The sequence below is a fragment of the Mycobacterium sp. TKK-01-0059 genome (genome assembly GCF_000709305.1).
In the GTDB taxonomy this organism is placed as follows: domain Bacteria; phylum Actinomycetota; class Actinomycetes; order Mycobacteriales; family Mycobacteriaceae; genus Mycobacterium; species Mycobacterium intracellulare.
On the sequence record NZ_KL446993.1, the window covers coordinates 3,902,964 to 3,927,081 of the forward strand.

Here is a 24,118-nt window from a genome sequence, read left to right on the forward strand (position 1 = left end):
GCGCTACTTTCGGGACTTTTGCGTCTGCTCGCCAGAGGGCCGCAGGATCTGCAGGGCTTCTGGCACCGCCGAGATCTCGGCCGGCAACGCGCACGCGAAGTCGCCGTCGGCGTATACGTTGATGCCGGGGCACTCGACGTGGATCGATCGGGCGCGCGCGGTGCTCACCTCGTCGAGGTCGACGTGCGTGCCCTTCATCACGGTGGGGAACAGGCGGACCAGCTTGGTGCGGGATGCCGAGTGCACCATGGTGATGTCGAGCAGGCCGTCGGTGTAATCGGCGGCGGGACAGATCCGCATGCCGCCGCCGTAGCTGCGGGTGTTGCCGAAGGCGGCCAGCGTGATGTCGGCGTCGATCTCCGTGGTGCCGTCGAGCACCAAGCGAAAGGGTAAGAGCCGCAACTGCGACAGCTCGGCGAGCATCGCGAGGTAATAGCGCAGCCGACCGTGCGGCCAGCGCATCCGGTTGGCGCGATCGGTGACCAGCGAATCGAAGCCGGTGGCCGCCACGGTGCCGAACCACTTGCTCGCCCCGTCGCTGTCCGTAATCCGGCCCAGGTCAATGGTTTCGGTCCAGCCGTCGACGATGAGGTCCGCGGCCGCCTCGGGGTGGGTGGGGATGCCGAATGCGCGGGCATGGTCGTTGCCGGTTCCCGCGGGGACGATGCCGACGGGAATGTTGGTGCCCGCCAACACCTGCAGCGCGTTGGAGACGACGCCGTCGCCGCCGGTCACCATGACCGCGTCGGCGCCCTTGTCCAGCGCCGCGCCGACCAGGTGCCGCGCGTCGTCGGCGTCGTCGCCGATGATCTCGACGACCTCCACCCCCCGCTTGTGCAGCCGGGCGATCGCGACCTGCGCGGCGCGCACGGCGGCGCCGTGCCCCGAGATCGGGTTGGTCAGCGCGATCACCTTGCCGACCTCGCGCCTGGACGTCACGGAATCAGCTTGCCGGGGTTGAGGATTCCGGCGGGATCCAACGTGGCCTTGACCGCGCGCAACACCTGCACTCCCAACTCGCCGATCTCGTAGCGCATCCACGGCCGGTGATCGGCGCCGACCGCGTGGTGGTGGGTGATGGTCCCGCCGGTGGCCATGATCGCATCCGACGCCGCCCTTTTCGCGGCCTTCCATTGTGCGATCGGGTTGCCGCGCTGGCCCGCGACGACGGTGAAGTACAACGAGGCGCCCGTGGGGTAGACGTGCGAAATGTGACACATCACCAGCGCCGGGGTGCCGGTCTCGGCGAGGGAGTCGGTGAGTGCCTGGGTGACAGCGGTTTTCAGCGCGTTGACGTTGGACCAGTCGGTGGCGGTCTCCAGCGTCTCGCACAGCGCACCGGCCGCGAGCAGCGAGTCGCGCAGGTAGGGCGCGCCGAACCGGCCGCGCTCCCACGCCCGCGCGGGCCCCTCGCCCAGCGAGGTGCCGCCGCGGGCCGCGAGCAGCGCGCTGGTTTCCGCGTGCCGGCTCTCGACGTGCTCCTCGGTGCCCTCGAACATGGTGATGGCCAGGCATCCGCCGGTGATCTGAGATTCGCCGATCGCCTCGGTGGTGGCCAGGTTGACCCCCGTCTCCGCCTCGTCGGAAAGCCGAACGACCGTGGGGCCGGTGGCATTTTGGGTGACGGCCCGCAGGGCCGCGGCGCCGGTCTCGAAATCGGGGAACGACCAGGCCTCGTAGCGCACGGCCGCCGGGACGGGGTGGACCCGCAGCCGCACCCGGGTGATGACGCCCAGGGTTCCTTCCGAGCCGATCAGCAGCTGACGCAGGTCGGGGCCCGCGGCCGATTCCGGCGCGCGGCCCAGGTCCAGGGTGCCCACCGGGGTGATCACCCGCAGCCCGCGGACCATGTCGTTGAACCGGCCGTAGCCCGCCGAGTCCTGCCCGGACGAGCGGGTCGCGGCGAAGCCGCCGATGGTGGCGTACTCAAAGCTCTGCGGGAAATGGCCGAGCGAAAAACCTTGTGCGCCAAGGAGCCTTTCGGCGTCGGGCCCGGTGACGCCCGCCTCGAAGACGGCCTGGCCGGACACCTCGTCGAGCGAGATCAGCCGATCGAGGCGACGGAGGTCGAGCGAGACGACGGCGCCGAACTCGGCCCGATGCGGGTCCAGCCCGCCGACCACGCTGGTGCCCCCGCCGAAGGGCACGACGGCGATGCGGTGCTCGCTGCAGTGGCGCAGGATCGCGGCGACGGCGTCCTCGTCGGCGGGCAGCAACACGGCGTCGGGCGCGTCCTGCGGCCCGCGTTGTTTGCGGGTGAGCAGGTCGACGGTGGACTTGCCGCCCGCGTGCAGCAACCGGTCGGAGTCCGCCGTCCGGCAGTAGTCGGCGCCGACGATGGCGGCCAGCGCCTCCCGGTCGGTCGGCGACAACGCCGACGGCCGCAGCTCCACCTGGTCGGGTGGCAGTTCGGCCGCGGGGGACCCCTCGACCCCCACGGCCTGCTGCAGCAACGACCGGATCCCTTCCGAGAGGGGCTTGGCCGCGGCGGGATCTCCCCACGCGTTCCATTTCATGGGCGGCAGGAGCCCCTCGGGATGCGTCATGCGTTACAGTATTACACATGTTGTCAATCCGTAACGAGCTGGATGTCGGGGAGCGGATCCTCGCGGCGGCCGCCAGCTGTGTGGTCGACTTCGGCGTGGACCGGGTGACCCTCGCCGAGATTGCCCGACGCGCGGGAGTCAGCAGGCCGACGGTGTACCGGCGCTGGCCGGACACCCACTCGATCGTCGCGGCGCTCTTGACCCGGCACGTCACCGAGGTGATGAGCGACGCGCCGCTGCTCGGCGACGACCGGGAATCGCTTGTGCGACAGATCGTTACGGTGGCCGACCTGCTGCGCCAGGACCCGCTGGTGATGTCGGTCCTACACTCGGAGCTCGCGACCACCTACATCACCGAGCGCCTCGGGACCAGCCAGCGCATGTTGATCGACGCCCTGGCCGCCCGCCTGCGAGTCGCCCAGCGCCACGGCAGCGTCCGGAGCGGCGACCCGGTCCAGATGGCCACCATGGTGTTGCTGATCGCGCAGTCGACCATCCAGTCGGCGCGCATCGTCGCACCGATGCTCGACGCCGACGCGCTGGCCGCCGAGCTGGCCCACTCGCTGAACGGATACCTGTCGTGATTCCTGACCCCACCGCCTTGAACGCCGCGCGGCGCGCCGCCGACCTGACCGCGCTCGCCGAGGGCGAGCCGCTGGACGTCGTGGTGATCGGCGGCGGCATCACCGGCGCGGGGATCGCGCTGGACGCCGCGGCGCGCGGGCTGCGCGTCGCGCTGGTGGAAAAGCACGACCTGGCGTTCGGCACCAGCCGCTGGAGTTCCAAACTCGTCCACGGCGGCCTGCGCTACCTGGCGACCGGCAACGTGGGCATCGCCCGTCGCAGCGCCATCGAGCGCGGAATCCTGATGACCCGCAACGCGCCCCACCTCGTTCGGGCGATGCCGCAGCTGGTGCCGCTGCTGCCGTCGATGAGCCCGGGCAAGCGGGCGCTGGTGCGGGGAGGGTTCCTGGCCGGTGACTTTTTGCGGGCGCTGGCGGGCACGCCGGCCTCGACTTTGCCTCGGTCGCACCGGATTTCGGCGCGCCGCGTCGTGGAAATGGCCCCCACCGTGCGGCGCGACGGCCTCGACGGCGGATTCCTGGCCTACGACGGGCAATTGATCGACGACGCCCGGCTGGTCACCGCCGTCGCGCGCACCGCGGCGCAGCACGGCGCCCGGATCCTCACCCATGTGTCGGCGTCACAGGCCACCGGCACCTCGGTGCGGTTGACCGATGCGCGCACGGGCGAGTCCTTCGATGTCTCGGCTCGCGCCGTCGTCAACGCGGCCGGGGTGTGGGCGGGCGAGATCGACGGCTCGTTGAAGTTGCGGCCCAGCCGCGGGACGCACCTGGTGTTCGATGCCGCCGCGTTCGGCAATGCGACTGCGGCGCTGACGATTCCGATTCCAGGCGAGCTCAACCGCTTCGTCTTCGCGATGCCCGAGCAGCTGGGCCGGGTATACCTGGGGCTGACCGACGAGGCGGCGCCCGGCCCGATTCCGGACGTGCCCGAGCCGTCGGTCGACGAGATCACGTTCCTGCTCGAAACGGTGAACACCGCGTTGGGGACGGGCCTCACCGCCACCGACGTGATCGGTGCTTACGCCGGGCTGCGGCCGCTGATCGACACCGGCGAGGGCCGCACCGCCGACGTCTCGCGCGAGCACGCCGTCGTCGAGTCGGCGTCGGGGGTGATCAGCGTGGTCGGCGGCAAGCTGACCGAATACCGTTACATGGCACAGGATGTGCTGGATCGCGCCGTCCGGGTGCGTCGGCTGCGCGCGGCGAAATGTCAGACCCGCAACCTGCCGCTGATCGGGGCGCCGGCCAACCCGGGGATCACCGCGGCCCCTGAGGTCGGGCTGCCCGAGTCGCTGGTGTCGCGCTACGGCGCCGAGGCCGCCAAAGTCGTCGCCAGCGCCGCCTGCGAGCGGCCGAGCGAGCCGGCCGTCGAGGGAATCGACGTCACCCGAGCCGAATTCGAGTACGCGATCACCCACGAGGGCGCGCTGGACGTCTCCGACATCCTGGACCGGCGGACGAGGATCGGCCTGGTGTCGCGCGATCGGGAGCGGGCCGTCGCGGTGGCCGAGGAGTTTCTGGCGCGGTTCGCTTAGGGCGCCCGCCCGATGTCCTCGTGCCACAGCTCGGGGTGCTCGACGATGAAGGCGGACATCATTTGTGTGCAGCGCGGGTCATCGACCACGGTGACCGTCACGCCGTGCTGCGCCAGCCATTCGTGCCCGCCGCTGAACGTGCGGGATTCGCCCACCACCAACGCGCCGATCTTGAACTGGCGCACCAGGCCGCTGCAATACCAGCACGGCGACAGCGTCGTCACCATCACCGTGGAGCGGTAGTCGCGCTGTCTGCCCGCGGCGCGAAACGCGTCGACCTCGGCGTGCAGCGACGGATCACCTTGTTGCACACGGCGATTGCGGCCGCGCCCGAGCAGGCCGCCGTCGGCGGTGAACAGGGCGGCGCCGATGGGGATGCCGCCCTCGTCCAGCCCGAACCGCGCTTCCTCGAACGCGACGTCCAGCATCGCCGGTGCTGAGGGGCTCACGCGTTCATCCTCCACTACGCTGCAGCGCAGGGATAGGCGATCTCGATACTTGGGATCCGTCGCATCGGAAGGGGGCGAGATGGCGTCTCGTGTTCCCGTGTTCATCGTCGGTGCCGGCGCGGCCGGGCTCGCCACCTCCGCGCTGCTGGCCAAGTATGGGGTCCGGTCGATGCTGATCGAGAAGCGCCGCGAAGTCTTCATCTATCCGAAAGCCCGCAACCTGAGCTTTCGCAGCCTGGAGATTCTGCGCGGTCTGGGGTTGAGCGATCAGGTGCACGCGGTCGCCGATGGGGTTTCCGGCATGGTGGTCAAGCCGACGCTGAACAGCGTGGACCAAGCGCCCGCCATGGACATCGACGCCATCTTCGCGCCCTTCGTGGGACTCAGCCCGGAACCCCCCGCGCAGTATTGTCCGCAGAGCAAGCTGGAGCCGATGCTGCTGGCCGACACCCGCCGGCGAGGAAGCGAGGTCCGCTACGGAACGGAGCTGGTGTCGCTGGAACAGGACGACGCTGGCGTGACGGTGGTTGTGCGCGAGCGCGATTCGCGAAGTACCGAGACGGTGCGGGCCCAGTACGTCGTCGCCGCCGACGGTGTGCACAGCCCGATCCGCGAGGCGCTCGGCGTGACCACGTCGGGATACGGCGCACTACCGATCTTCGTCGTTTTCGTCTACTTCAAGGCACCGTGGCGACGGTTCGTTCCGGCTTTGGGCGATGGGGACGGCGTGCAGGTCAAGAACCCCGACGTGGACGGGATCTTTCTGGTGGCGCAGGGCGACCTCGGCATGTTCATCACCACATACCAGCCGGGCGAGGGGGAAACGGCCGAGCAATTCACCCCTGAGCGCTGCGTCGAGCTGCTCACCAAGGCGATCGGCGAGCGAATCGACATCGACGTCATCGAAATCGCACCGTGGCAACCGTACGAGCGGGTTGCCGACCAATTCGCCCGTGGGCGAGTATTTTTCGTCGGCGACGCCGCCCACACCATGCCGCCGTTCAAGGCCGGGGGCGCCAACACCGCGATCCAGAGCGCGGACAACCTGGCCTGGAAGCTCGCCGCCGTGGTGAACGGCGTGGCCGACCCCGCGCTGCTGAGCACGTATCACGCCGAGCGGCACCCGGTCGGGCGGTTCAACGCGCGCCAGTCGTTGACCGGTCCGACGCTGGCGCTGATCAGGCTGGACGACGACCGACCCCAATTGCCGCCGGACGAGGAGGCGCCGATGTTCGCCTTGCTCGCGGGCTACCAATACCACTCGGCCGCAGTCATTTCCGGCGCGCCGGCCCCCGCGGATCCGGGCGCCGTCTCACTGGTGGACGAGCTGCGAGGACAACCGGGCACCCGGGTCCCGCACGTGTGGGTGCGCGACGGGGTTTCGACGCTCGATCTGCTGGGCCCCGGGTTCACCGTGCTGGCAACAGACGAGCGATGGTGCGCGGCAGCGGCTTCGGTGTCGCTGCCCGCGCATCGCATCGACAGCCACGAGTGGGCGACGATAACCGGGCTCGCGCCGGACGGGGCGCTGTTGGTCCGCCCGGACGGATTCGTCGGCTTGCGCGCGGAGACGCTGCCAGCCGATCCCGAAGGCGAACTGCGCCGGGCGCTCTCGACGATCCTGGGCCGGCCGCGGGCGTAACGTGGCGGCGACTTCTCTCGCGATTTTTCGCCGTGGCGTTACGTCCGCGGTAAGTAGGTGACTTACAGCGGGATGTTCTTGTGGCGGCCGCGGCGCGCGGGCGCCTGCGCCAGCGCCTCGGTGAGCTTGCTGCGGGTGTGCGACGGGTCGATCTTCTCGTCGACCACGCCGATCTCGATGGCGCTGTCCACGCCCCCGGCGATCCGCTCGTGCTCGGCGGCCAGCTCGTCGTGCAGCGCCTCGCGCTCGTGCTCGGGCGCGGCGGCCAGCTTCTTCTTGTGCAGAATCCCCACGGCGGCCTTGGCGCCCATCACCGCGACCTCGGCGTCCGGCCAGGCGTACACCTTGGTCGCGTTGAGCGAGCGGGAGTTCATCGCAATGTAGGCCCCGCCGTACGTCTTTCGGGTGACCAGCGTGACGCGCGGAACCGTGCACTCGCCGAACGCGTGCAGCAGCTTGGCGCCGCGGCGCACCACGCCGCCCCACTCCTGGTCGACACCGGGCAGGTAACCCGGCACGTCGACGACCACCACCAGCGGAATGCCGAACGCGTCGCACAGACGCACAAAACGCGCTGCCTTCTCGGCGCTTTCCGAGTTCAGGCAGCCGCCGAGGCGCAGCGGGTTGTTGGCCAGCACGCCGACCGTGCGGCCCGACAGCCGGCCCAGCCCGATCACCATCGACGGCGCCCAGTTGGCCTGGAACTCGTCGAACGGCGTCTCGTCGTCGAGGATCGCGGTCACGATCGGGCGCACGTCGTAGGCCCGCCGCGCCGACTCGGGCAGCAGCGCGTGGATGTCGGTGTCACCGGCCTCGGCCTTGGTGCGGTCGAAATGGCCCTGCTGGCAGAACAATCCGACCAGCCGGCGGCCGCGCTCGTAGGCGTCGAGCTCGTCGTCGGCGACGATGTGGCACACCCCGGACTTCTTGTGGTGGGTCTCGGGGCCACCGAGCGAGGCCATGTCGACGTCCTCGCCGGTGACGCTGCGCACCACGTCCGGGCCCGTGACGAACACCCGGCTCTCCGGCGCCATCACGACGACGTCGGTCAGCGCCGGCCCGTAGGCGGCGCCGCCGGCCGCGAAGCCGACGACCACCGAGATCTGCGGGACATAGCCCGAGGCGCGGATCATCGCCTCGAACACCAGGCCCACCGCGTGCAGCGCCTTCACACCTTCGGCCAGCCGGGCGCCGCCGGAGTGCCAGATGCCCACGATCGGGCTCTGCTCCTCGATGGCGGTGTCGTAGGCGTCGACGATGTGCGTGCAGCCCTCGATGCCCATGGCGCCGCCCATCACGGTGCCGTCGGTGCAGAACGCGATGGTGCGCACACCGTTCACGGTCCCGGCGGCGGCAAGCACGCCGGAGCGGTCACGCTCGTGCAGGAGTTCGACGCTGTCGTCGTCGAAGAAATTGCTCAAGCGCAACAGCGGGTCGCGGGGGTCGAGCGACTCGCCAACCGCCTCGGGGGCCGTGATAGTCATCGCAGTCTCCTGATATTCCGGTGTTGCTCGGGTGCGAAAGGGATTAGTACCGCCCGAAGGCGATGGCCACGTTGTGTCCGCCGAATCCGAACGAGTTGTTGATCGCGTACTCGTAGTTGCCGGGGCGGGGTTTGCCGGCCACCACGTCGAGGTCGATTTCGGGGTCGAGGTTTTCCAGGTTCAGCGTCGGGGGGACGACCTGGTCGCGCAGCGCGAGCACCGTCAGGATCGATTCGACGGCGCCCACGGCGCCCACGGAGTGGCCCAGGGCGGCCTTGGGGGCGTAGACGGCGGCGTTGCCGCCGTGGGGGCCCAGGGCGTTGTTGATGGCCCTGCCCTCGGCGACGTCGCCGACCGAGGTGCCGGTGGCGTGGGCGTTGACGTGGTGGATGTCGCTGGGGGACAGGCCGGCGAGCTGGATGGCGCGGGTCATGGCGTGCCCGGCGCGTTCGCCGTTGGGGTCGGGGGCCACCATGTGGTAGCCGTCGGAGGTGATGCTGGCGCCCATGATGCGGGCCAAGATGTTGGCCCCGCGGGCCTTGGCGTGCTCCTCGGTCTCGATCACCATCAGGGCGCCGGCCTCGCCGAACACGAAGCCGGTCCGGTCGCGGTCGAACGGGCGGCACGCGCCGACGGGGTCGTCGTTCTTGGTCGACATCACGATCCGCATCTGGGCGAACGCCGCAATCGGCACCGCTTCGATCTTCGTTTCGACGCCACCGCAGATCGCGATGTCGGCTTCGCCGAAGACGATGTTGCGCCACGCCTGGGCGATGCCCTCGGACCCCGACGCGCACGCCGATATGGGCGTGAGGACCCCGGCCTTGGCGTGCCGTTCCAGACCCACCGCCGCCGACGCGCCGTTGGGCATGTACTTCTGCACGCCGAGGGGGGAGACCGCCTTCATGCCACGAGCGCGCATGTCGTCGTAGCTGAAGACCATCTCTTCCGACGAGCCCAAACCGGTACCGATCGACACCAGCAAGCGGTCGCTGTCGACCTCGGGCGAACCGGCGTTCTCCCAGACTCGCCGGCCCAAGATCGTCGACATCCGTTGCAGGTAGCCCGACCGGCGCAGCTCTACGCGGGTCAGCTGGCTGTCGAACTCCTCTAACAGATGACCGCCGATGCGCACCGGCAGGTCAAACTCCTCGACGAACGGATCCTCGAGTTTGCGGATACCACTTTGGCTGTCCAGCAACAGCTTCCAGGTGGTCTCGGCGTCAGTCGCCAGTGCGGTCGTCATGGCAACGCCAGTGACGACCACGTTCGGGAGGGTCTTCCCGGTAACCAGCTCTGTCATGGGTCTTGCGAACGTTCCTTTCCTGCTAAGTGGTGACCGCGAACCCGGCGGGGCCGGGGGACGCGGGTCGCCACCTTCCGTGGTGTCCGGCTCCTCCCCGGGCCGTTCGCGGCCCGCGTCGTCGCTGGACGCCAGCTCTAATAACGCCCGAAGGCGAGTGCCACGTTGTGGCCACCGAAGCCGAACGAGTTGTTGATCGCGTAACGGAAATCGCCGTAGCGAGGTTCGCCCGCAACAACATCCAGGTCGATCTCGGGGTCGGGGGTTTCGTAATTGAGGGTGGGTGGAATGACGCCGTCGCGCAGGCTCAGCACCGTGAGCACCGACTCCAGCGCCCCGACCGCACCGATCGAGTGGCCCAGCGCCGACTTCGGCGCGTAGACCGCCGCCTGCTGGCAACCGGCGACCCGGATGGCGTTGGCCTCCGCGGTGTCACCGATCGGCGTGGCGGTCCCGTGCGCGTTGACGTGGTCAACGTCCTTGGGGGACAACCCCGCCAGCTCTAGCGACCGCGTCATCGCCCGACCCGCACGCACACCGTCGGCCGCCGGGGCCACCATGTGGAACGCGTCCGACGTGATGCCGGCCCCCATCAACCGGGCCAGCGGCTTGGCGCCGCGGGCCTTGGCGTGCTCCTCGGTCTCGATGAGCATCAGCGCACCGGCCTCGCCGAACACGAAGCCGTCGCGGTCCTTGTCGAACGGCCGCGACGCGCGCTCGGGCTCATCGTTGCGAGTCGACATGGCCCGCATCATCGAAAACGCCGCGATCGGCAGCGCCTCGATGGGGCCCTCGACGCCACCGCACACCGCGACGTCCGCGTCACCCATGACGATCTGACGCCACGCGTGGGCGATCGCTTCCGAACCCGACGAACACGCCGACACCGGGGTGATCACCCCGGCGCGGGCGCCGAGCTGCAGGCCCACCACGGCGGCGGCGCCGTTGGGCATGATCATCTGCACGGCCAGCGGCGACACCTTGCGGGGGCCGCCCTCGTTCATCAGGTCGTAGCTCTCCACGATCCTTTCGGCGCCACCGAGGCCGGTGCCGACCACGACCGAGAACCGGTCGGGATCGAGCTCCGGATTGCCGGCGCTCTCCCACAGCTGGGTGCTGAGCACCTTCGCCAGCCGTTGGACGTACGACATACGTCGCATGTCGAGCCTGCTCATCTGCTCGTCGATGGGCTCCTTGAGGTGTCCACCGATCCGGACGGGCAGGTCCCACTTGGTGATGTAGTCGTCTTCGAGGACGTGGATGCCGCTTTCGCCGGCCAACAAACCCTTCCACGTGCTCTCGACGTCCGGCGCGATCGACGTCGTCGCCGTGACGGCGGTTACCACAACGCTGGGGTAACCGCCGTTAGCAGTGGAAGGCTTACTCACTTGGTGTCCGCTTCCAGCCTTGCCTTGACGTTGGCGACCGCGTCGGGGTTCTCGGTCTCCAGCTTGGCGCGCAGCGCCTCGGCAGCCTCGGGGTTCTCTTCCTCGAGCTTCTGGATGTAGGAGACGACGTCACCGACGGTACGCAGACCGGCGAGGTCCTCATCCGGGATCTTGACGCCGTACTTGTCCTCGGTCTGCACGGCGATCTCGACCATCGACAGCGAGTCGATGTCCAGGTCGTCGACGAAGGACTTCTCCGGGGTGACCTCGGAGGGCTCGATACCGGTGACCTCTTCGATGATCTCGGCGATACCGGCGATGATTTCTTCCTGGCTGACAGCCACAGCGTGCTTCCCTTCGTAATGTGTTGTGAGATAGTCGAACTGACGTGCTATGTGGTTGTACTGGATGCGGCCGACTTAGAGCTCGGCCAAAGCGTCCAGGTCTGCGGGCGACTTGACGGCGCGAGCCGTAACTCCCCGAAGTTCTCGTTTGGCGATACCGGTGAGCGTGCCCGCGGGCGGGAACTCCACGGCCGCACCGACTTCCAGCTCGCGCAGCGTCGCGGTGCACAGGTCCCAGCGCACCGGCCGGGTCAGCTGGGCGACCAACGCCTCCATCGCCGCGGCGGCCGAGGCGACGGGCCTGCCGTCGCGGTTCGACAGCAGCGTCGCGGTGGGCTCGGACGTCTGGACGGCGGCGGCCGCGGCGGCATAACCGTCGAGCGCCGACGCCATGTACTTGGTGTGGAACGCACCGGCCACCCCCAGCGCGCGCACGCGGGCCTTGGCCGGCGGGTCTTCGGCGAGCTTCTCCAGCGCGTCCAGCGAGCCGGCGGCGACGATCTGCCCGGCGGCGTTGCGGTTGGCGGGGAACAGGTCGAGCTGCTCGAGGCGGGCGAGGATCTCGGCCTCGTCACCGCCGAGCACCGCGGACATGCCGGTGGGCTCGACGGCGCACGCCTTGGCCATCTCGGCGCCCCGGGTGGCGGCCAGGGCGACGGCGTCGTCCGCGGCCATCACGCCGGCGATCGCGTAGGCGGCGATCTCACCGACGGAGTGACCGGCCACGACCAGGTCTTCACCGGCGAGCAGGCCGCGCTTGGTCAGTTCCTGGTGAGCGAGCAGCGTGGCCGCGACGACCAGGGGCTGGGTGACCGCGGTGTCGGTGATCTCGTCGGTCGATGCGGTGGTGCCCAGGCGTACGAGGTCGAGGCCGCTGGCCTTGGACCACAGCGCCAACTGGTCGGCGGCGCCGGCGAGCTCCAGCCACGGCGAGAGCATCCCCTCGGTCTGCGAACCCTGTCCGGGCGCAAGCAATGCAATCACGTGTTTAAGAGAACACTGTGGAAACGGTTTTGGCGGGTGTAACAGATTATGAACCTCGTCTTAGGTTTTTGTGTACACCCTACAAAACGGCTCCGTAAGCTACGGGTTTGATATCGTCCCGCGACCTGTCGCCTGGGTCACTATCACCCGATCTGGCCCACCGCAGCCCCTTTGACCGGCAGCGGAACGACGGGCATGGCGTTGTTGGCGGCGCTGGCGGGATGCGTCGGATAGTTGAGCTGGCCCACCGTCGCCGCCACTCGCAGGACATATGCGTCACGCGGCTGCATGGGATCGCGCCCGGTGAAGTCGGTGATCCGCTTGAGTCGGTAGCGCACCGTGTTTGGATGAACGAACAACTTTCTGGCACAGGCTTCAATCGCGCCGCCACAATCTAAGTAAGCGTCAAGAGTTTCGATGAGCGTCGGGCCGGCGTCGGCCAACGGCCCCATCACGTCGGTGTGCAGCGCCACGATCGCCGACGCGTCGCCCATCAGGGCCCGTTCCGGCAGGAGCTCGCGGGCCAGCACGGGACGTGGCGCCCCGCGCCAGCCACCGACGGCGTTCATCCCGGATATCGCCTCGCTGGCGCTGTGGTAGGCCGCGGTCAGCATGGGCGCCGTCGGCCCGACGACCACGGGGCCGTCGGCGAACGCGGCCAGCAGCTCCCCGAGGAACTTGTCGGTCGGCGACAACTGCCCGGACACGATGGCGACCAGCCAGGTGCCGTGCACGTCGGTGAGGGCCGCGCGGCCGTGCTGCGCGGCGATGTCGCGGACGTGCTGGCTCGCGCGCTCACTGTCGCCGGGGCCGGTCGACCCGTCGCGGCCGGGCGCCGGGGTTCCGACCACCACCGTCGCGGGCTCGGTGGTGTCCCAGTTCAGGGCGGCCGCGCGGGACAAAAGCTCCGGGCCGGTGTCGCCGCGGACCACCGCGTCGACCACGCTGGCCTCCATCCGGCTGTCCCAGGTGCCGCGCGCCTCGGCCGCGTCGGCGTACGCCCCCGCCGCGGTGAACGCCAGGTCGCGGGTGTACTTCAGGATGCCCACGGTCAGCGCGGTCAGCTGTTCCTCGGAGCGGGCCAGCAGCGGGACGACCTCCTCGAAGATGTCCATGGTGACGCGGACCATGTCGACGCTGTGGCGCAACGCGATCCGGCGCTGCAGCTCCTGGGGCACCAGCTCGAAGGCCTGCGCGGTGTAGCTGACGTTGCTGTGCGGGTCTTGCATCCACTCAACGAAGTTCACGACGGCCGTCTGCACCACCAGCGCCACGCTGGCCCGTTGGGACGCCTCCAGCTCGGCGAAGAACGGCAACCGGTCCTGCATGGCGTTGACCGCCTCGGTGGCCAGCCGCCCGGAGTACTGCTTGAGCCGGCGCAGCACGGATTCGGGGACCGAATCCAGCGTTTCCAGCGGCGACCGGGGGTGCTTGGCGAACGGGCCGGCGAAGGGGTTGTCACTCACCCCTAAAACGTACGCGACTTTTCTGGAAGTTTCCGCCAAAGAGGCGCGTGGCGCCGTGCCGAACGTGCGGCTGGCCGCACGCTCGGCACTCAATGTGCGGCTGGGCGCACGCTCGGCGAGTGGCGGCCGGTGGACGGCTGGCGCGCCCGGCTGGCCGGGCGCTCCATGCCCAGCGCCCGGCTGCCCGGGCGCTCGGCGAGCCGGGGAGTAACGCGCCAGCCCTTAGGCCACGCCGGGGTCCGACGTCTGCTCCGGCGCGGCCTGCACGTCGTCGATCCGGTACTGGCGGGCGGCGGCCACCGGCACCGAGGGGTCGATCTCGCCGTCGCGGGCCAGCGCCTCGAGCACGGCCACCACCTGCGACTCGGCGTCGGTGTTGAAGTACCGCCGTGCCGCGGGCCGGGTGTCGGAGAAGCCGAACCCGTCGGTGCCCAGGGTGACGTAGGTGCCGGGCACCCACGGCCGGATCTGCTCGGGAACGGCGCGCATCCAGTCCGAGACGGCGACCACCGGGCCGACGGCGTCCGACAGCGCCTGCGTGACGTACGGGACGCCCGCCTGCCGGTCCGGGTGGCGCAGCCTCGCCCTGTCCACCGCGACGCCGTCCCGATTCAGTTCGCCCCAGCTGGTCACCGACCACACGTCGGCGGCGACGTCCCATTCGGCGGCCAGCATCTTCGCGGCGTCCAGCGCCGCCGGCATCGCCACCCCCGACGCCAGGATCTGTGCCTTGTTGGCGCGCTGCTCGGTGGCGACGTGGTAGCGGTACAGGCCCCGCAGTACGCCCTCGGGATCGAAGTTGTCCGGCTCGGGCGGCTGCACGTACGGCTCGTTGTAGACGGTGATGTAGAAGAACACGTTCTCGGGGTCCTGCCCGAACATCCGGGCCAGCCCGCTCTCGACGATGTAGGCGATCTCGTAGGCGAACGCCGGATCGTAGGCGACCACCGCCGGGTTGGTGCTCGCCAGCAGCAGCGAGTGCCCGTCGGCGTGCTGCAGGCCCTCGCCGGTCAGCGTGGTGCGTCCCGCGGTGGCCCCCAGCAAGAAGCCGCGCGTCATCTGGTCGGCAGCCGCCCACAGGCCGTCGCCGGTGCGCTGGAACCCGAACATCGAATAGAAGATGTAGATCGGGATCATCGGCTCGTTGTGCGTCGCATATGAGGTGCCGGCCGCGATGAACGACCCCACCGACCCGGCCTCGTTGATGCCCTCGTGCAGGATGTGGCCGACTTCGCTTTCCTTGTAGGCCAACATCAGATCCGCGTCCACGGCGGTGTACAGCTGGCCGTTGCGGTTGTAGATCTTCAGCGACGGGAACCACGAGTCCATGCCGAACGTGCGCGCCTCGTCGGGAATGATCGGCACGATGCGCGGACCAACCTCCTTGTCCCGCAACACTTCCTTGAAGGTGCGCACCGTCGCCATGGTGGTGGCGACCTCCTGGGTTCCCGAGCCCTTCTTCAGCGCGGCGTAGATGTCGCGGCTGGGCAGCCGCAACGCCTTGGCCTTCGTCCGACGCTCGGGAAGGTAGCCCCCGAGGGTGCGCCGGCGGTCGATCATGTAGCGGATCTCCGGGGCGTCGGAGCCGGGGTGGAAGTAGGGCGGCAGGTACGGATCCTCTTCCAGCTGAGCGTCGTTGATCGGTATCCGCATGGCGTCGCGGAAGTCCTTGAGGTCTTGCAGCGCAAGCTTTTTCATCTGGTGCGTGGCGTTGCGGCCCTGGAAGTGCGCGCCCAGCGAGTAGCCCTTGATGGTCTTCGCCAGGATCACCGTGGGCTGCCCCTTGTGGTCGACGGCGGCCCGGTAGGCGGCGTAGACCTTGCGGTAGTCGTGGCCGCCGCGCTTGAGATTCCAGATCTCGGAATCGCTCATGTTCGCGACGAGTGCCTTGGTGCGCGGGTCGCGCCCGAAGAAGTGGTCGCGCACGTAGGCGCCGTCGTTGGCCTTGTAGGTCTGGTAGTCCCCGTCGGGCGTGGTGTTCATCAGGTTCACCAGCGCGCCGTCGCGGTCGGCGTGCAGCAGGGCGTCCCACTCGCGGCCCCAGACCACCTTGATGACGTTCCAGCCGGCGCCGCGGAAGAACGACTCGAGTTCCTGAATGATCTTGCCGTTGCCGCGCACCGGGCCGTCGAGGCGCTGCAGGTTGCAGTTGATCACGAACGTCAGGTTGTCCAGGCCCTCGAGCGCGCCGACGTGCAGCAGGCCGCGGCTTTCCGGCTCGTCCATCTCGCCGTCGCCCAGGAAGCACCACACGTGCTGGTCGGAGGTGTCCTTGATGCCGCGGTCGTGCAGGTAGTGGTTGAACCGGGCCTGATAGATCGCGTTCATCGGACCCAGGCCCATCGACACCGTGGGGAATTCCCAGAAGTCGGGCATCAGCCGCGGGTGGGGGTAGGACGGCAGGCCGCCGCCGGGATGGCTGTGCTCCTGGCGGAAGCCGTCGAGTTGGTCGGTGGTCAGCCGGCCCTCCAGGAACGCCCGCGCGTAAATCCCGGGGGAGGCGTGGCCCTGGATGAAGATCTGGTCCCCGCCGCCGGGATGCGACTTGCCCCGGAAGAAGTGGTTGAAGCCGACCTCGTAGAGCGCCGCGGACGACGCGTAGGTCGAAATGTGGCCGCCCACACCGACTCCCGGGCGCTGGGCGCGGTGCACCATGATTGCGGCGTTCCAGCGGATCCACGCCCGGTAGCGCCGTTCGACGTCCTCGTCGCCGGGAAACCACGGCTCCAGTTCGGTGGGAATGGTGTTGACGTAGTCGGTGGACGTCAGCGACGGAATGGCAACGCGCTGCTCGCCCGCGCGCTCCAGCAGCCGCAACATCAGGTAGCGCGCCCGCGACGGGCCGGAGCGCTCCAGCAGTTCGTCGAAGGACTCCAACCACTCCGAGGTCTCTTCGGGATCGATGTCGGGGAGGTAGGAAGCCACCCCCTCGCGGATCACCCGGACGCGGTCGGGTTCGGTGGCGTTGTTGGGACTTGTGGCCAGATCGTGGCGCACGAATTCGGTTGTCAACCCACTACTCCTGTAATTGGCGGGATGTGTGACGTGAGGGCGGGTCGCACCCTCTCCACCATCGTGCCGCACCGGTGTTTCGGGCGGGCAGCCGCCATCGAATAGCCGATCGGACACACCAACTCGGCGGGTCTGGGGCGAGCAGAGAGGTCACCCGGTAACGTCAGGCCTGTGCTCATCCGGTGGCGTGCCGTCCCCCCGAGGCAGGTGGGGGCCTTCCCCCGCCGTGGCGCGTTGGCCCTGGGCTGTGTCGCGGCCGCGCTGATGGGCATCGTGGGATGTACCTCCGTCACCAACGGAACGGCGACCCCCGACACCAAAGTCGCGCCGGCCTACCGCCAGTCGGTGTCCGCGTCGGTGTCGGCCTCGTCGGCGACGTCGAGCGTCCGGGAGTCCCAGCGCCAGCAGTCGCTGACCACCAAGGCGGTGCGCACCGCCTGCGCCTCGCTGATCACCACCAGCAAGAACGCGATCGACAAGACCAACGAATTCGTCCAGGCGTTCAACTCGGGCCGCGGCACCGGCCCCACCGAGGGCCCGGCGATCGACGCCCTCAACGACAGCGCCACCACGGTGGCCAACAGCTTCAATGACGCGATGTCGCAGCAGATCAAGGACGCGTTCAACGCGTACATCGACGCCGCGCACTCGGTGGCCAACGCCATTGGCACACACGCGGGGACGTCGGAATTCAACAAACGCGTCGATCAGCTCAACGACACGAAAAAGAAGGCGATCAAACTCTGCTTGGCAACGTAATGAGGCGGAAGTGTGAACGGGGTTCGCGCTGTGCGACGATAATCCCGAAGCGCACATCGCGAGGGAATTGAAGGAGGCTCCACGGTGGTCGCGGCGGATCACGCCCCGAGCTACGCTCGCAAACTGGGCATCCAACCCGACCATGTTGTCCAGGAGTGGGGCTGGGACGAAGACACCGACGATGAGATCCGCGCGGCGGTCGAGGAGGCCTGCGGCAGCGAGCTGCTCGACGAGGACACCGACGAGGTAGTCGACGTCGTGCTGCTGTGGTGGCGCGACGGCGACGGCGACCTGGTGGACACGCTGATGGACGCGATCGGCCCGCTCGCCGAGGATGGCGTGATCTGGGTGCTGACCCCCAAGACCGGGAAACCGGGACACGTGCTGCCGGCCGAGATCGCCGAGGCGGCCCCCACCGCCGGTCTGATGCCGACCTCGTCGGTCAACCTGGGGGATTGGGCCGCCAGCCGTCTGGTGCAGCCCAAGTCCCGGGCCGGGAAGCGTTGATGCTGTCGGTCGGCACCGCCGCCCCGGACTTCACTCTGCGCGACCAGAATCAACAGCGCGTCACGCTGAGCTCCTACCGCGGCGCCAAGAACGTGCTGCTGGTGTTCTTCCCGCTGGCGTTCACCGGGATCTGCCAGGGCGAGCTGGACCAGCTGCGCGATCACCTGCCCGACTTCGAGAACGACGACAGCGCGGTGCTGGCCATCTCGGTGGGTCCGCCGCCCACGCACCGGGTCTGGGCGCTGGACAGCGGCTTCACCTTCCCGGTGCTGTCGGATTTCTGGCCGCACGGCGCGGTCAGCCAGAGCTACGGCGTGTTCAACGACGACGCCGGCTACTCCAACCGCGGGACGTTCGTCGTCGACCGGGCCGGGATCATTCGATTCGCCGAGATGAAACAGCCCGGGGAGTCGCGCGATCAACGGTTGTGGACCGACGCCCTGGCGGCCTTGCGGGCCTGATTTTGGGGACTTGGCCGGCGGGCGGGTAGCCTGCCCGCAGCAACGGGCGCGTAGCTCAGTGGTAGAGCTCTGGTTTTACACACCAGCGGTCGGCGGTTCGATACCGTCCGCGCCCACTCATTTTGGCGGTTCGCGGCCGTAACGTGGCGGCGACTTTAGGCGCCGATTTTCGCCGTGCCGTTACGTGCGCGGCCCTATCCGGAGGGCCGGTATTCGGGCCCCGCAATCCAGGCCCGGGCGCCGGCGAGCACCGCGGCGTGCACCGCCCGGGCGATCCGGGCGCCGAACACCGAGCGCGGCCCCCCGTAGGTCTCCTCGGCCCCGCCCGTCGGGCAATGCACGACGACCGCGTCCGACGCGGTTCCGGTGGCGCGCACCCCGACCTCGTGCAACGCCTGCGCCTTGGCCTCCGTGGCGGTGGCCACGGCGTTGACCAGCGCCGCCCCGGACAGCCGCACCGGCACCGCGACCACGATGTTGATGGTCCCCACCCGGTACCCGTCGCCGTCGGTGAGCGGCCGGTACTCGACGATCTCGTAGTCGGTGAACGCGGTCGTGCGCAGGCCGGCCGGCACCTCCCGGCGGAAGTGCCGGTCCGGCGCGGCCGCCCAGGCGGGGCTGGACAGCCCGACCGTCGCGGTGGCGTGCACACCGCCGTCGGCGGCGAGGTGGTGACGGGTCACGTCGACCGCGGTGAGCAGCCCGCAGCCGGTGCCGACCAGCCCCAGCGCGGCGCCGATCTCGGTCAGGTGGCGGTCCGGGTCGGTCCGGTCGTAATCCAGGGGGACCGTCGCGTTGACCAACCAGTCGCGGGCGCCGACGCCGCCGCCGAGCGGGCCCGACGCGATGCACAGCTGCGGCTCGCGGAATTGCCAGACGAGCAACGGGATCGACCGACCGTGTTCGACCCGCGTGGCCAACCTGGGATCCATGGTCACATCCTCGCGTACCGACCCACCCCGCGCGTCGCCGGAGTCACCGAGGGCGGCACTATGAAGCGCGTGAAACCGTTCCGCATCAACGTTTCCGACGAGGTCCTCGACGATTTGCGCGCGCGGCTGTCCCGAACCCGTTGGCCCGAGGCCGAATGCGTCGATGACTGGAGCCAGGGCATGCCGCTGGCCTACACCCGCGAGCTGGCCGACTATTGGGCCAACGACTACGACTGGCGGGCGCGGGAGGCCGCGCTCAATCGCTTCGACCACTTCATCACCGAGATCGACGGGCTCGACATCCATTTCATCCACCAGCGCTCGCCGCACGAGGGCGCGTTCCCGTTGGTGATCACCCACGGCTGGCCGGGGTCGATCGTGGAGTTTCACAAGGTGATCGAGCCGCTGACCAACCCCGCGTCGGGACGCGCCGAGGACGCCTTCCATGTCGTGTGCCCGTCGCTGCCGGGCTACGGGTTCTCCGGCAAGCCCACCGGCGCGGGCTGGGGCGTGGAAAAGATCGCCGACGCGTGGGAAACGCTGATGCTGCGCCTGGGCTACGAGCGCTACGGCGCCCAGGGTGGCGACTGGGGCGCCGCGGTCACCACTCAGATCGGTCGCAATCGGGGCCACTGCGCGGCCATCCACCTCAACATGCCGGTCGGCAGGCCCACCAAGGAAGCGCTGTCGAATCCCACCGAGGAGGAGCGGCAAGCCATGGCCGGGTTGGCCAATCACCGCAAATGGGGCACCGGGTACTCCAAGCAGCAGTCCACCCGGCCGCAGACGCTGGGCTACGGGTTGGCCGATTCGCCGGTGGGCCAGCTGGCGTGGATCGTCGAAAAGTTTTGGGACTGGGCGGATTGCGACGGGCATCCCGAGAACGCGGTCAGCCGCGACGAGCTGCTCGACAACGTGATGGTCTACTGGGTGACCAACACCGCCGCGTCCTCGGCCCGCCTGTACTGGGAGAGTTTCGCCGTGTGGGGCGGGGGAGACCGCGTCGAATTGCCCACGGGCGTCGCGGCATTCCCCGGCGAACTGCTCAAGGCGCCGCGCAGCTGGTGCGAGCCGGCCTACAACATCACCCACTGGACCGACATGCCGCGCGGCGGGCATTTCGCGGCGTTCGAGGAACCGGAGCTGTTCGTCGAGGATCTGCGCGCGTTTTTCGCGACGGTGCGCTGAACGAATCAGCCCGGCGGGGCGAAGAACTCGAGCGCGATGCCGTCGGGGTCGCGGAAACTGAGGCCCGAGCCGTAGGGGGCGTCCACGATGCCGCCGTGCTCGATGCCCAGTTCGCCCAGCCGGGTGACCCAGTTCTCCAGCTCGGCGCGGCCGGCGCAGCCGAAGCCGACGTGGTCCAGGCCCACGCGGTGTTCGCTGAATCGTTCGTCGGGGGCCGGGCGGTCGTGCTGGTGAATCCCGAAGACCGTGCCGCCGTCAAGCATCCACACCAGGTGCCGGAAGCCGGCGTCGGTGTGCTCGTCGAGCATCGGGTCGGCGCCGAGCAGGGTGCGATACCACGGGCCGCTGACCTCGATGTCACGCACGGTGACCGCCACGTGGTTGAGCGCTGGGAAAGCCATGCTGTCGACTCTAGCCCCAGCCGACCCGGTAGGCCGGGTGCTTACGAGATCGTCTGTCCCACAGGCAAAGTGATAGGACCCGGGTCGCGTGCCCGGCGCCCCCTGGGGAATGTCACTTCCGGTGTGAGACGCTGCCGGGGTGTTTGCGACGCCCCGCGCGGCCGGCGTGCTGGTCGGCTACCTGGCCGATCGCGCGCTGGGCGACCCGCGACGCGGCCACCCCGTCGCCGCGTTCGGCGCGGCCGCCGCCGCGCTGGAGAGCCTGACCTACCGCGAGAGCAGGGCCGCCGGTGCCGTCCACGTCGGCCTGCTGATCGGGTCGCTGGGCCTGCTGGGCGCGGCGGCGCAACGGGTCGCCGGGCGCGGCGGACGGCCGTGCTCGATCGCGGTGACCGCCGCGGCCACCTGGGTCTGCCTGGGCGGAACGTCGTTGGCGCGCACCGGGCTGGCCATGGCGGAGCTGCTGGAGCGCGGCGACGTCGAGGGCGCGCGCGGGCTGCTGCCGTCGCTGTGCGGGCGCGACCCGGCGTCGCTGGACGGCGCGGGCCTGGCCCGGGCGTCGCTGGAATCGGTCGCCGAGAACACCTCCGACGCCCAGGTGGCGCCGCTGCTTTACGCGGCGGCCGGCGGGGTGCCCGCGGTGCTGGCGTACCGCGGCATCAACACCCTGGACGCCATGGTCGGCTACCGGTCGCCGCGCTACCTCCGATTCGGTTGGGCCGCAGCAAGATTGGACGACGTCGCCAACTACATTGCCGCGCGGGTGACGGCGTTACTGGCGGTGCTGTCGGCGCCCCTGGTCGGCGGCTCAGCGTCGGGGGCGGCGCGGGCGTGGCGGCGCGACGCCGGCCGCCATCCCAGCCCCAACTCCGGCGCCGTCGAGGCAGCGTTCGCCGGGGCGCTGGGTGTGCGCCTGGGCGGGCCCACCCAATACCGTCACGAGTTGCAGATCCGGCCGACGCTCGGCGACGGCCGGGAACCCACGGTGGCCGACCTGCGGCGGGCGGTCGCGCTGTCGTCGCTGGTGCAAGCGGGCGCCGCGCTGCTGGCCGGGCTGCTGTCGGGTTATCGGCGTCGGCCGTAGCGGTCGGCGAGTTTGTCCTCCACCGTCTGGGGCGCCTCGGGGGTGGGCGCCGACGCGGCGGCGGGTGACTGCTTTTCCTGGCGGCGGGTCCGGATCTCGGAATAGGCGAAGTAGCCCAACCCGATCGGGGCGAGGATGCCGAACGCGATCCACTGGATGCCATAGGACAGGAACGGGCCGGCGTCCAGCTGTGGCACGCCGACGACCCCGAGACCGCCGGGCTGACCGTCGACCAACTGCAGATAGGACCCGGCCAGCGGGACCTTGGTCAGCACGGCGATCTGCCCGGTGTCGATCGAATACACCTGCTGCACACCGTCTCCCACGAACGGATCCTTGCCCGCGACGGGGGGCTCCGAGTTGCGCAGCCGCGCCGTGATCCTCACCGTGTCGGCGGGCGGGCGGGGGATCGGCGGAACGCGAGATCCCTCCAACGGGCGCACGTAACCGCGGTCGACCAGCAGGGTGGGTCCGCCGTCGACGACGAAGGGCGCCAGCACCTCGAAGGCCGGTTTGGAGTCGATCACCCGCAGCCGGGCCAGCACCTGGACGTCGGGCAGGTAATGCCCGGTCGCGGTGACCTGACGCCACTGATCGCCGGGGGCGGCCGAGTTCTGCTGCGGCAGCAGGGTTTTCACCGGGACGGGCGCGGTGTTCAGGGAGTGCTCGATTTGGTGGTTCTCCCGCGAGGTCCTGTTGTGCTTGCCCAGCTGCCAGGGCGCGAGCACCGTGAAGCACAGATAGGCGAACGCGATGACCACCAGCGCCAGCACGATCCAGCGCGGGCGCAACACGAACGCCAACCTGCGCATCACCCCGACCCGTTCTGCGCGAGGCGTTCGTCGACCCAGTCGTGCAGGCCGGGCAGCGCGGCCTCGATGACGGTGTAGACGCGTTCGAAGTCTTGTGCGTCGCCGTAGTAGGGATCGTCGACGTCGGGGGTGTGCGCGCCGGTGCGCGGATCGAAAGACCGCAGCATCTTGACGCGCTCCTCGTCGGCGCCCAGGTGCCGCAGCATCCGGGCATGGTTGCGGTCCAGGGCCACCACCAGATCGGCCGCCAGGTGCTCGACGTCGACCTGCGCGGCGCGGTGCTCGGTCGGATAGCCGTGGGCGCGCAGCACGCCGGCGGCCCGCTCGTCGGCGCACTCGCCGACGTGCCAGTTGCCGGTGCCGGCGCTGCTCACCCGCACCGCGTCGCCAAGACCCCGGCGGCGCAATTGGTCGGCGAACATCTTCTCGGCCATCACCGACCGGCAGATGTTGCCGGTGCACACGAACGTGATGTGCAGCGGCTCGCGCTCAGACACCCAGGGCCCTCCGTAGCTCGTCGACGGTCGCGGCGTGCGTCACCCCGCTGAACGTGTCGGCCCGGCCGTACCCCCAGCCGACCACCACCGTGTCGATGCCGTGCGCGGCGGCGCCGTGCACGTCGTGGCTGCGGTCGCCGACCATCAGCACCCGCTCGGGCAGCGGCTCCAGCTGCGAAAGCGCATGGGCGAGCACCTCGACCTTGGCTTTGCGGGAGCCGTCGGGGCTCGCCCCGGCGATGACCTCGAAATGGTGGTCGAGCCCGAAATGGGCCAGGATGCGCCGCGCCGTCGGTTCCAGCTTGGAGGTGGCCACGGCCAGCCGGACGCCGGCGGCGCGCAGATCGACCAACAGCGCCTCGATGCCGTCGAAGAGCGCGTTCATCGCCCACCCCCGGGCGCCGTACTCGGCGCGGAAGGCCGCGATCGCCTCCTCGGCGTCGTCGCCGAGCTCCATGGACCGGAACGTGTCGTCCATCGGCGGCCCCACGATCTGGGCGACGAGGTCGCCGGGCGGCACCGGCGCGCCGATGTGATCGAGCGCATGCAGAAAGCTGGCCACGATGCCCTCCGCGGAGTCGGTCAGCGTGCCGTCGAGATCGAAGATCACCAGCTGCGCCCCTGGGGCCCGGCGATCGGTGGACGTTGCGCCTGTCACCTCACCATTGTCCTCGATGGGCGCGGGCGGGTACGACGGTGTTGCCGGTGTTCGTCCGGCCGGCCCGCGCGGCGCACTA

At 69.6% G+C, this 24,118-nt stretch carries 23 protein-coding genes and 1 tRNA gene; 9 read left to right on the forward strand and 15 right to left on the reverse strand.

What is annotated here, in order from left to right; genetic code table 11:
* Positions 1-3: 3 nt before the first annotated feature.
* A complete protein-coding gene (locus tag K883_RS18450; RefSeq protein ID WP_036455161.1) occupies positions 4-939 on the reverse strand; it encodes a diacylglycerol kinase in 936 nt (311 codons plus the stop codon).
* Positions 936-2,516 (reverse strand): FAD-binding oxidoreductase, encoded by a 1,581-nt coding sequence (locus K883_RS18455; protein ID WP_086427181.1) that lies wholly within the window; start codon positions 2,514-2,516, stop codon positions 936-938. The genes K883_RS18450 and K883_RS18455 overlap by 4 nt, the downstream gene beginning before the upstream one ends.
* Positions 2,517-2,563: 47 nt before the next feature.
* Between K883_RS18455 and K883_RS18460 the strand changes: the two genes are divergently transcribed.
* Together K883_RS18460 and K883_RS18465 are read left to right on the forward strand one after the other, a co-directional pair.
* Complete coding sequence (locus K883_RS18460; RefSeq protein ID WP_020822277.1) at positions 2,564-3,130, forward strand: TetR/AcrR family transcriptional regulator; 567 nt, start codon at positions 2,564-2,566, stop codon at positions 3,128-3,130.
* On the forward strand, positions 3,127-4,668 hold the full coding sequence (locus tag K883_RS18465; RefSeq protein ID WP_036455163.1) for a glycerol-3-phosphate dehydrogenase/oxidase: 1,542 nt from the start codon (positions 3,127-3,129) through the stop codon (positions 4,666-4,668). Before K883_RS18460 ends, K883_RS18465 begins: the two co-directional genes overlap by 4 nt.
* Here K883_RS18465 and K883_RS18470 read toward each other — a convergent pair.
* Positions 4,665-5,096 (reverse strand): nucleoside deaminase, encoded by a 432-nt coding sequence (locus K883_RS18470; protein WP_036455164.1) that lies wholly within the window; start codon positions 5,094-5,096, stop codon positions 4,665-4,667. The genes K883_RS18465 and K883_RS18470 overlap by 4 nt on opposite strands.
* Before the next feature lie 100 nt (positions 5,097-5,196).
* Between K883_RS18470 and K883_RS18475 the strand changes: the two genes are divergently transcribed.
* On the forward strand, positions 5,197-6,759 hold the full coding sequence (locus K883_RS18475; RefSeq protein ID WP_036455165.1) for an FAD-dependent monooxygenase: 1,563 nt from the start codon (positions 5,197-5,199) through the stop codon (positions 6,757-6,759).
* A gap of 62 nt (positions 6,760-6,821) precedes the next feature.
* Here the strand turns inward: K883_RS18475 and K883_RS18480 are convergent, their stop codons facing one another.
* The 7 genes from K883_RS18480 to aceE form a co-directional block, all read right to left on the reverse strand.
* Positions 6,822-8,243, reverse strand: a complete 1,422-nt coding sequence (locus K883_RS18480; protein WP_008255905.1) for an acyl-CoA carboxylase subunit beta — start codon at positions 8,241-8,243, stop codon at positions 6,822-6,824.
* A 43-nt stretch (positions 8,244-8,286) separates the two neighbouring features.
* Positions 8,287-9,546 (reverse strand): 3-oxoacyl-ACP synthase KasB, encoded by a 1,260-nt coding sequence (kasB, locus tag K883_RS18485; RefSeq protein ID WP_008255906.1) that lies wholly within the window; start codon positions 9,544-9,546, stop codon positions 8,287-8,289.
* A 137-nt stretch (positions 9,547-9,683) separates the two neighbouring features.
* Entirely contained in the window at positions 9,684-10,934 is a 1,251-nt protein-coding gene (kasA, locus tag K883_RS18490) for a 3-oxoacyl-ACP synthase KasA (RefSeq protein WP_036455166.1), read from the reverse strand.
* Positions 10,931-11,278: a meromycolate extension acyl carrier protein AcpM gene (acpM, locus tag K883_RS18495; protein ID WP_008255908.1), complete on the reverse strand. Its 348-nt coding sequence runs from the start codon at positions 11,276-11,278 to the stop codon at positions 10,931-10,933. The genes kasA and acpM overlap by 4 nt, the downstream gene beginning before the upstream one ends.
* A 75-nt stretch (positions 11,279-11,353) precedes the next feature.
* Positions 11,354-12,262 carry an ACP S-malonyltransferase gene (locus K883_RS18500; RefSeq protein ID WP_036455167.1) on the reverse strand — a complete coding sequence of 303 codons (909 nt, stop codon included), beginning with the start codon at positions 12,260-12,262 and terminating at the stop codon, positions 11,354-11,356.
* Between the two features lie 143 nt (positions 12,263-12,405).
* The gene (locus tag K883_RS18505) at positions 12,406-13,728 is read right to left on the reverse strand and encodes a PucR family transcriptional regulator (protein ID WP_020822282.1); all 1,323 of its coding nucleotides are present in this window, start codon (positions 13,726-13,728) and stop codon (positions 12,406-12,408) included.
* A gap of 222 nt (positions 13,729-13,950) precedes the next feature.
* Positions 13,951-16,740, reverse strand: a complete 2,790-nt coding sequence (gene aceE, locus K883_RS18510) for a pyruvate dehydrogenase (acetyl-transferring), homodimeric type (protein ID WP_036455168.1) — start codon at positions 16,738-16,740, stop codon at positions 13,951-13,953.
* Between the two features lie 171 nt (positions 16,741-16,911).
* On the opposite strand from aceE, the gene K883_RS18515 reads away from it, so the two are divergent.
* From K883_RS18515 to K883_RS18530, 4 genes are all read left to right on the forward strand, one after another.
* Positions 16,912-17,499, forward strand: coding sequence for a hypothetical protein (locus tag K883_RS18515; RefSeq protein WP_036390648.1), 588 nt, complete (start codon positions 16,912-16,914; stop codon positions 17,497-17,499).
* Positions 17,500-17,583: 84 nt separating this feature from the next.
* Positions 17,584-18,006 (forward strand): DUF3052 domain-containing protein, encoded by a 423-nt coding sequence (locus tag K883_RS18520; RefSeq protein ID WP_008255913.1) that lies wholly within the window; start codon positions 17,584-17,586, stop codon positions 18,004-18,006.
* The gene (locus tag K883_RS18525) at positions 18,006-18,467 is read left to right on the forward strand and encodes a peroxiredoxin (protein ID WP_009952711.1); all 462 of its coding nucleotides are present in this window, start codon (positions 18,006-18,008) and stop codon (positions 18,465-18,467) included. Before K883_RS18520 ends, K883_RS18525 begins: the two co-directional genes overlap by 1 nt.
* A 44-nt stretch (positions 18,468-18,511) precedes the next feature.
* Positions 18,512-18,583 (forward strand) — tRNA-Val (locus K883_RS18530).
* Positions 18,584-18,661: 78 nt separating this feature from the next.
* On the opposite strand, the gene K883_RS18535 is transcribed toward K883_RS18530, so the two are convergent.
* Complete coding sequence (locus tag K883_RS18535) at positions 18,662-19,399, reverse strand: adenosylcobinamide amidohydrolase (protein WP_036455169.1); 738 nt, start codon at positions 19,397-19,399, stop codon at positions 18,662-18,664.
* A 60-nt stretch (positions 19,400-19,459) separates the two neighbouring features.
* Between K883_RS18535 and K883_RS18540 the strand changes: the two genes are divergently transcribed.
* On the forward strand, positions 19,460-20,587 hold the full coding sequence (locus K883_RS18540; protein ID WP_036455170.1) for an epoxide hydrolase family protein: 1,128 nt from the start codon (positions 19,460-19,462) through the stop codon (positions 20,585-20,587).
* Positions 20,588-20,592: 5 nt separating this feature from the next.
* Here K883_RS18540 and K883_RS18545 read toward each other — a convergent pair whose 3' ends face one another.
* Entirely contained in the window at positions 20,593-20,988 is a 396-nt protein-coding gene (locus K883_RS18545) for a VOC family protein (RefSeq protein WP_036455171.1), read from the reverse strand.
* A gap of 139 nt (positions 20,989-21,127) precedes the next feature.
* Between K883_RS18545 and K883_RS18550 the strand changes: the two genes are divergently transcribed.
* Positions 21,128-22,072, forward strand: a complete 945-nt coding sequence (locus K883_RS18550; RefSeq protein WP_036455172.1) for a cobalamin biosynthesis protein — start codon at positions 21,128-21,130, stop codon at positions 22,070-22,072.
* On the opposite strand, the gene K883_RS18555 is transcribed toward K883_RS18550, so the two are convergent.
* From K883_RS18555 to K883_RS18565, 3 genes are read right to left on the reverse strand one after another with little or no spacing between them, the layout of a single operon-like run.
* On the reverse strand, positions 22,054-22,884 hold the full coding sequence (locus K883_RS18555) for an SURF1 family cytochrome oxidase biogenesis protein (protein ID WP_036455173.1): 831 nt from the start codon (positions 22,882-22,884) through the stop codon (positions 22,054-22,056). The genes K883_RS18550 and K883_RS18555 overlap by 19 nt on opposite strands.
* On the reverse strand, positions 22,884-23,381 hold the full coding sequence (locus K883_RS18560; protein ID WP_036455174.1) for a low molecular weight protein-tyrosine-phosphatase: 498 nt from the start codon (positions 23,379-23,381) through the stop codon (positions 22,884-22,886). The genes K883_RS18555 and K883_RS18560 overlap by 1 nt, the downstream gene beginning before the upstream one ends.
* The gene (locus tag K883_RS18565; RefSeq protein WP_172417508.1) at positions 23,374-24,039 is read right to left on the reverse strand and encodes an HAD-IA family hydrolase; all 666 of its coding nucleotides are present in this window, start codon (positions 24,037-24,039) and stop codon (positions 23,374-23,376) included. Before K883_RS18565 ends, K883_RS18560 begins: the two co-directional genes overlap by 8 nt.
* Positions 24,040-24,118 lie beyond the last annotated feature (79 nt).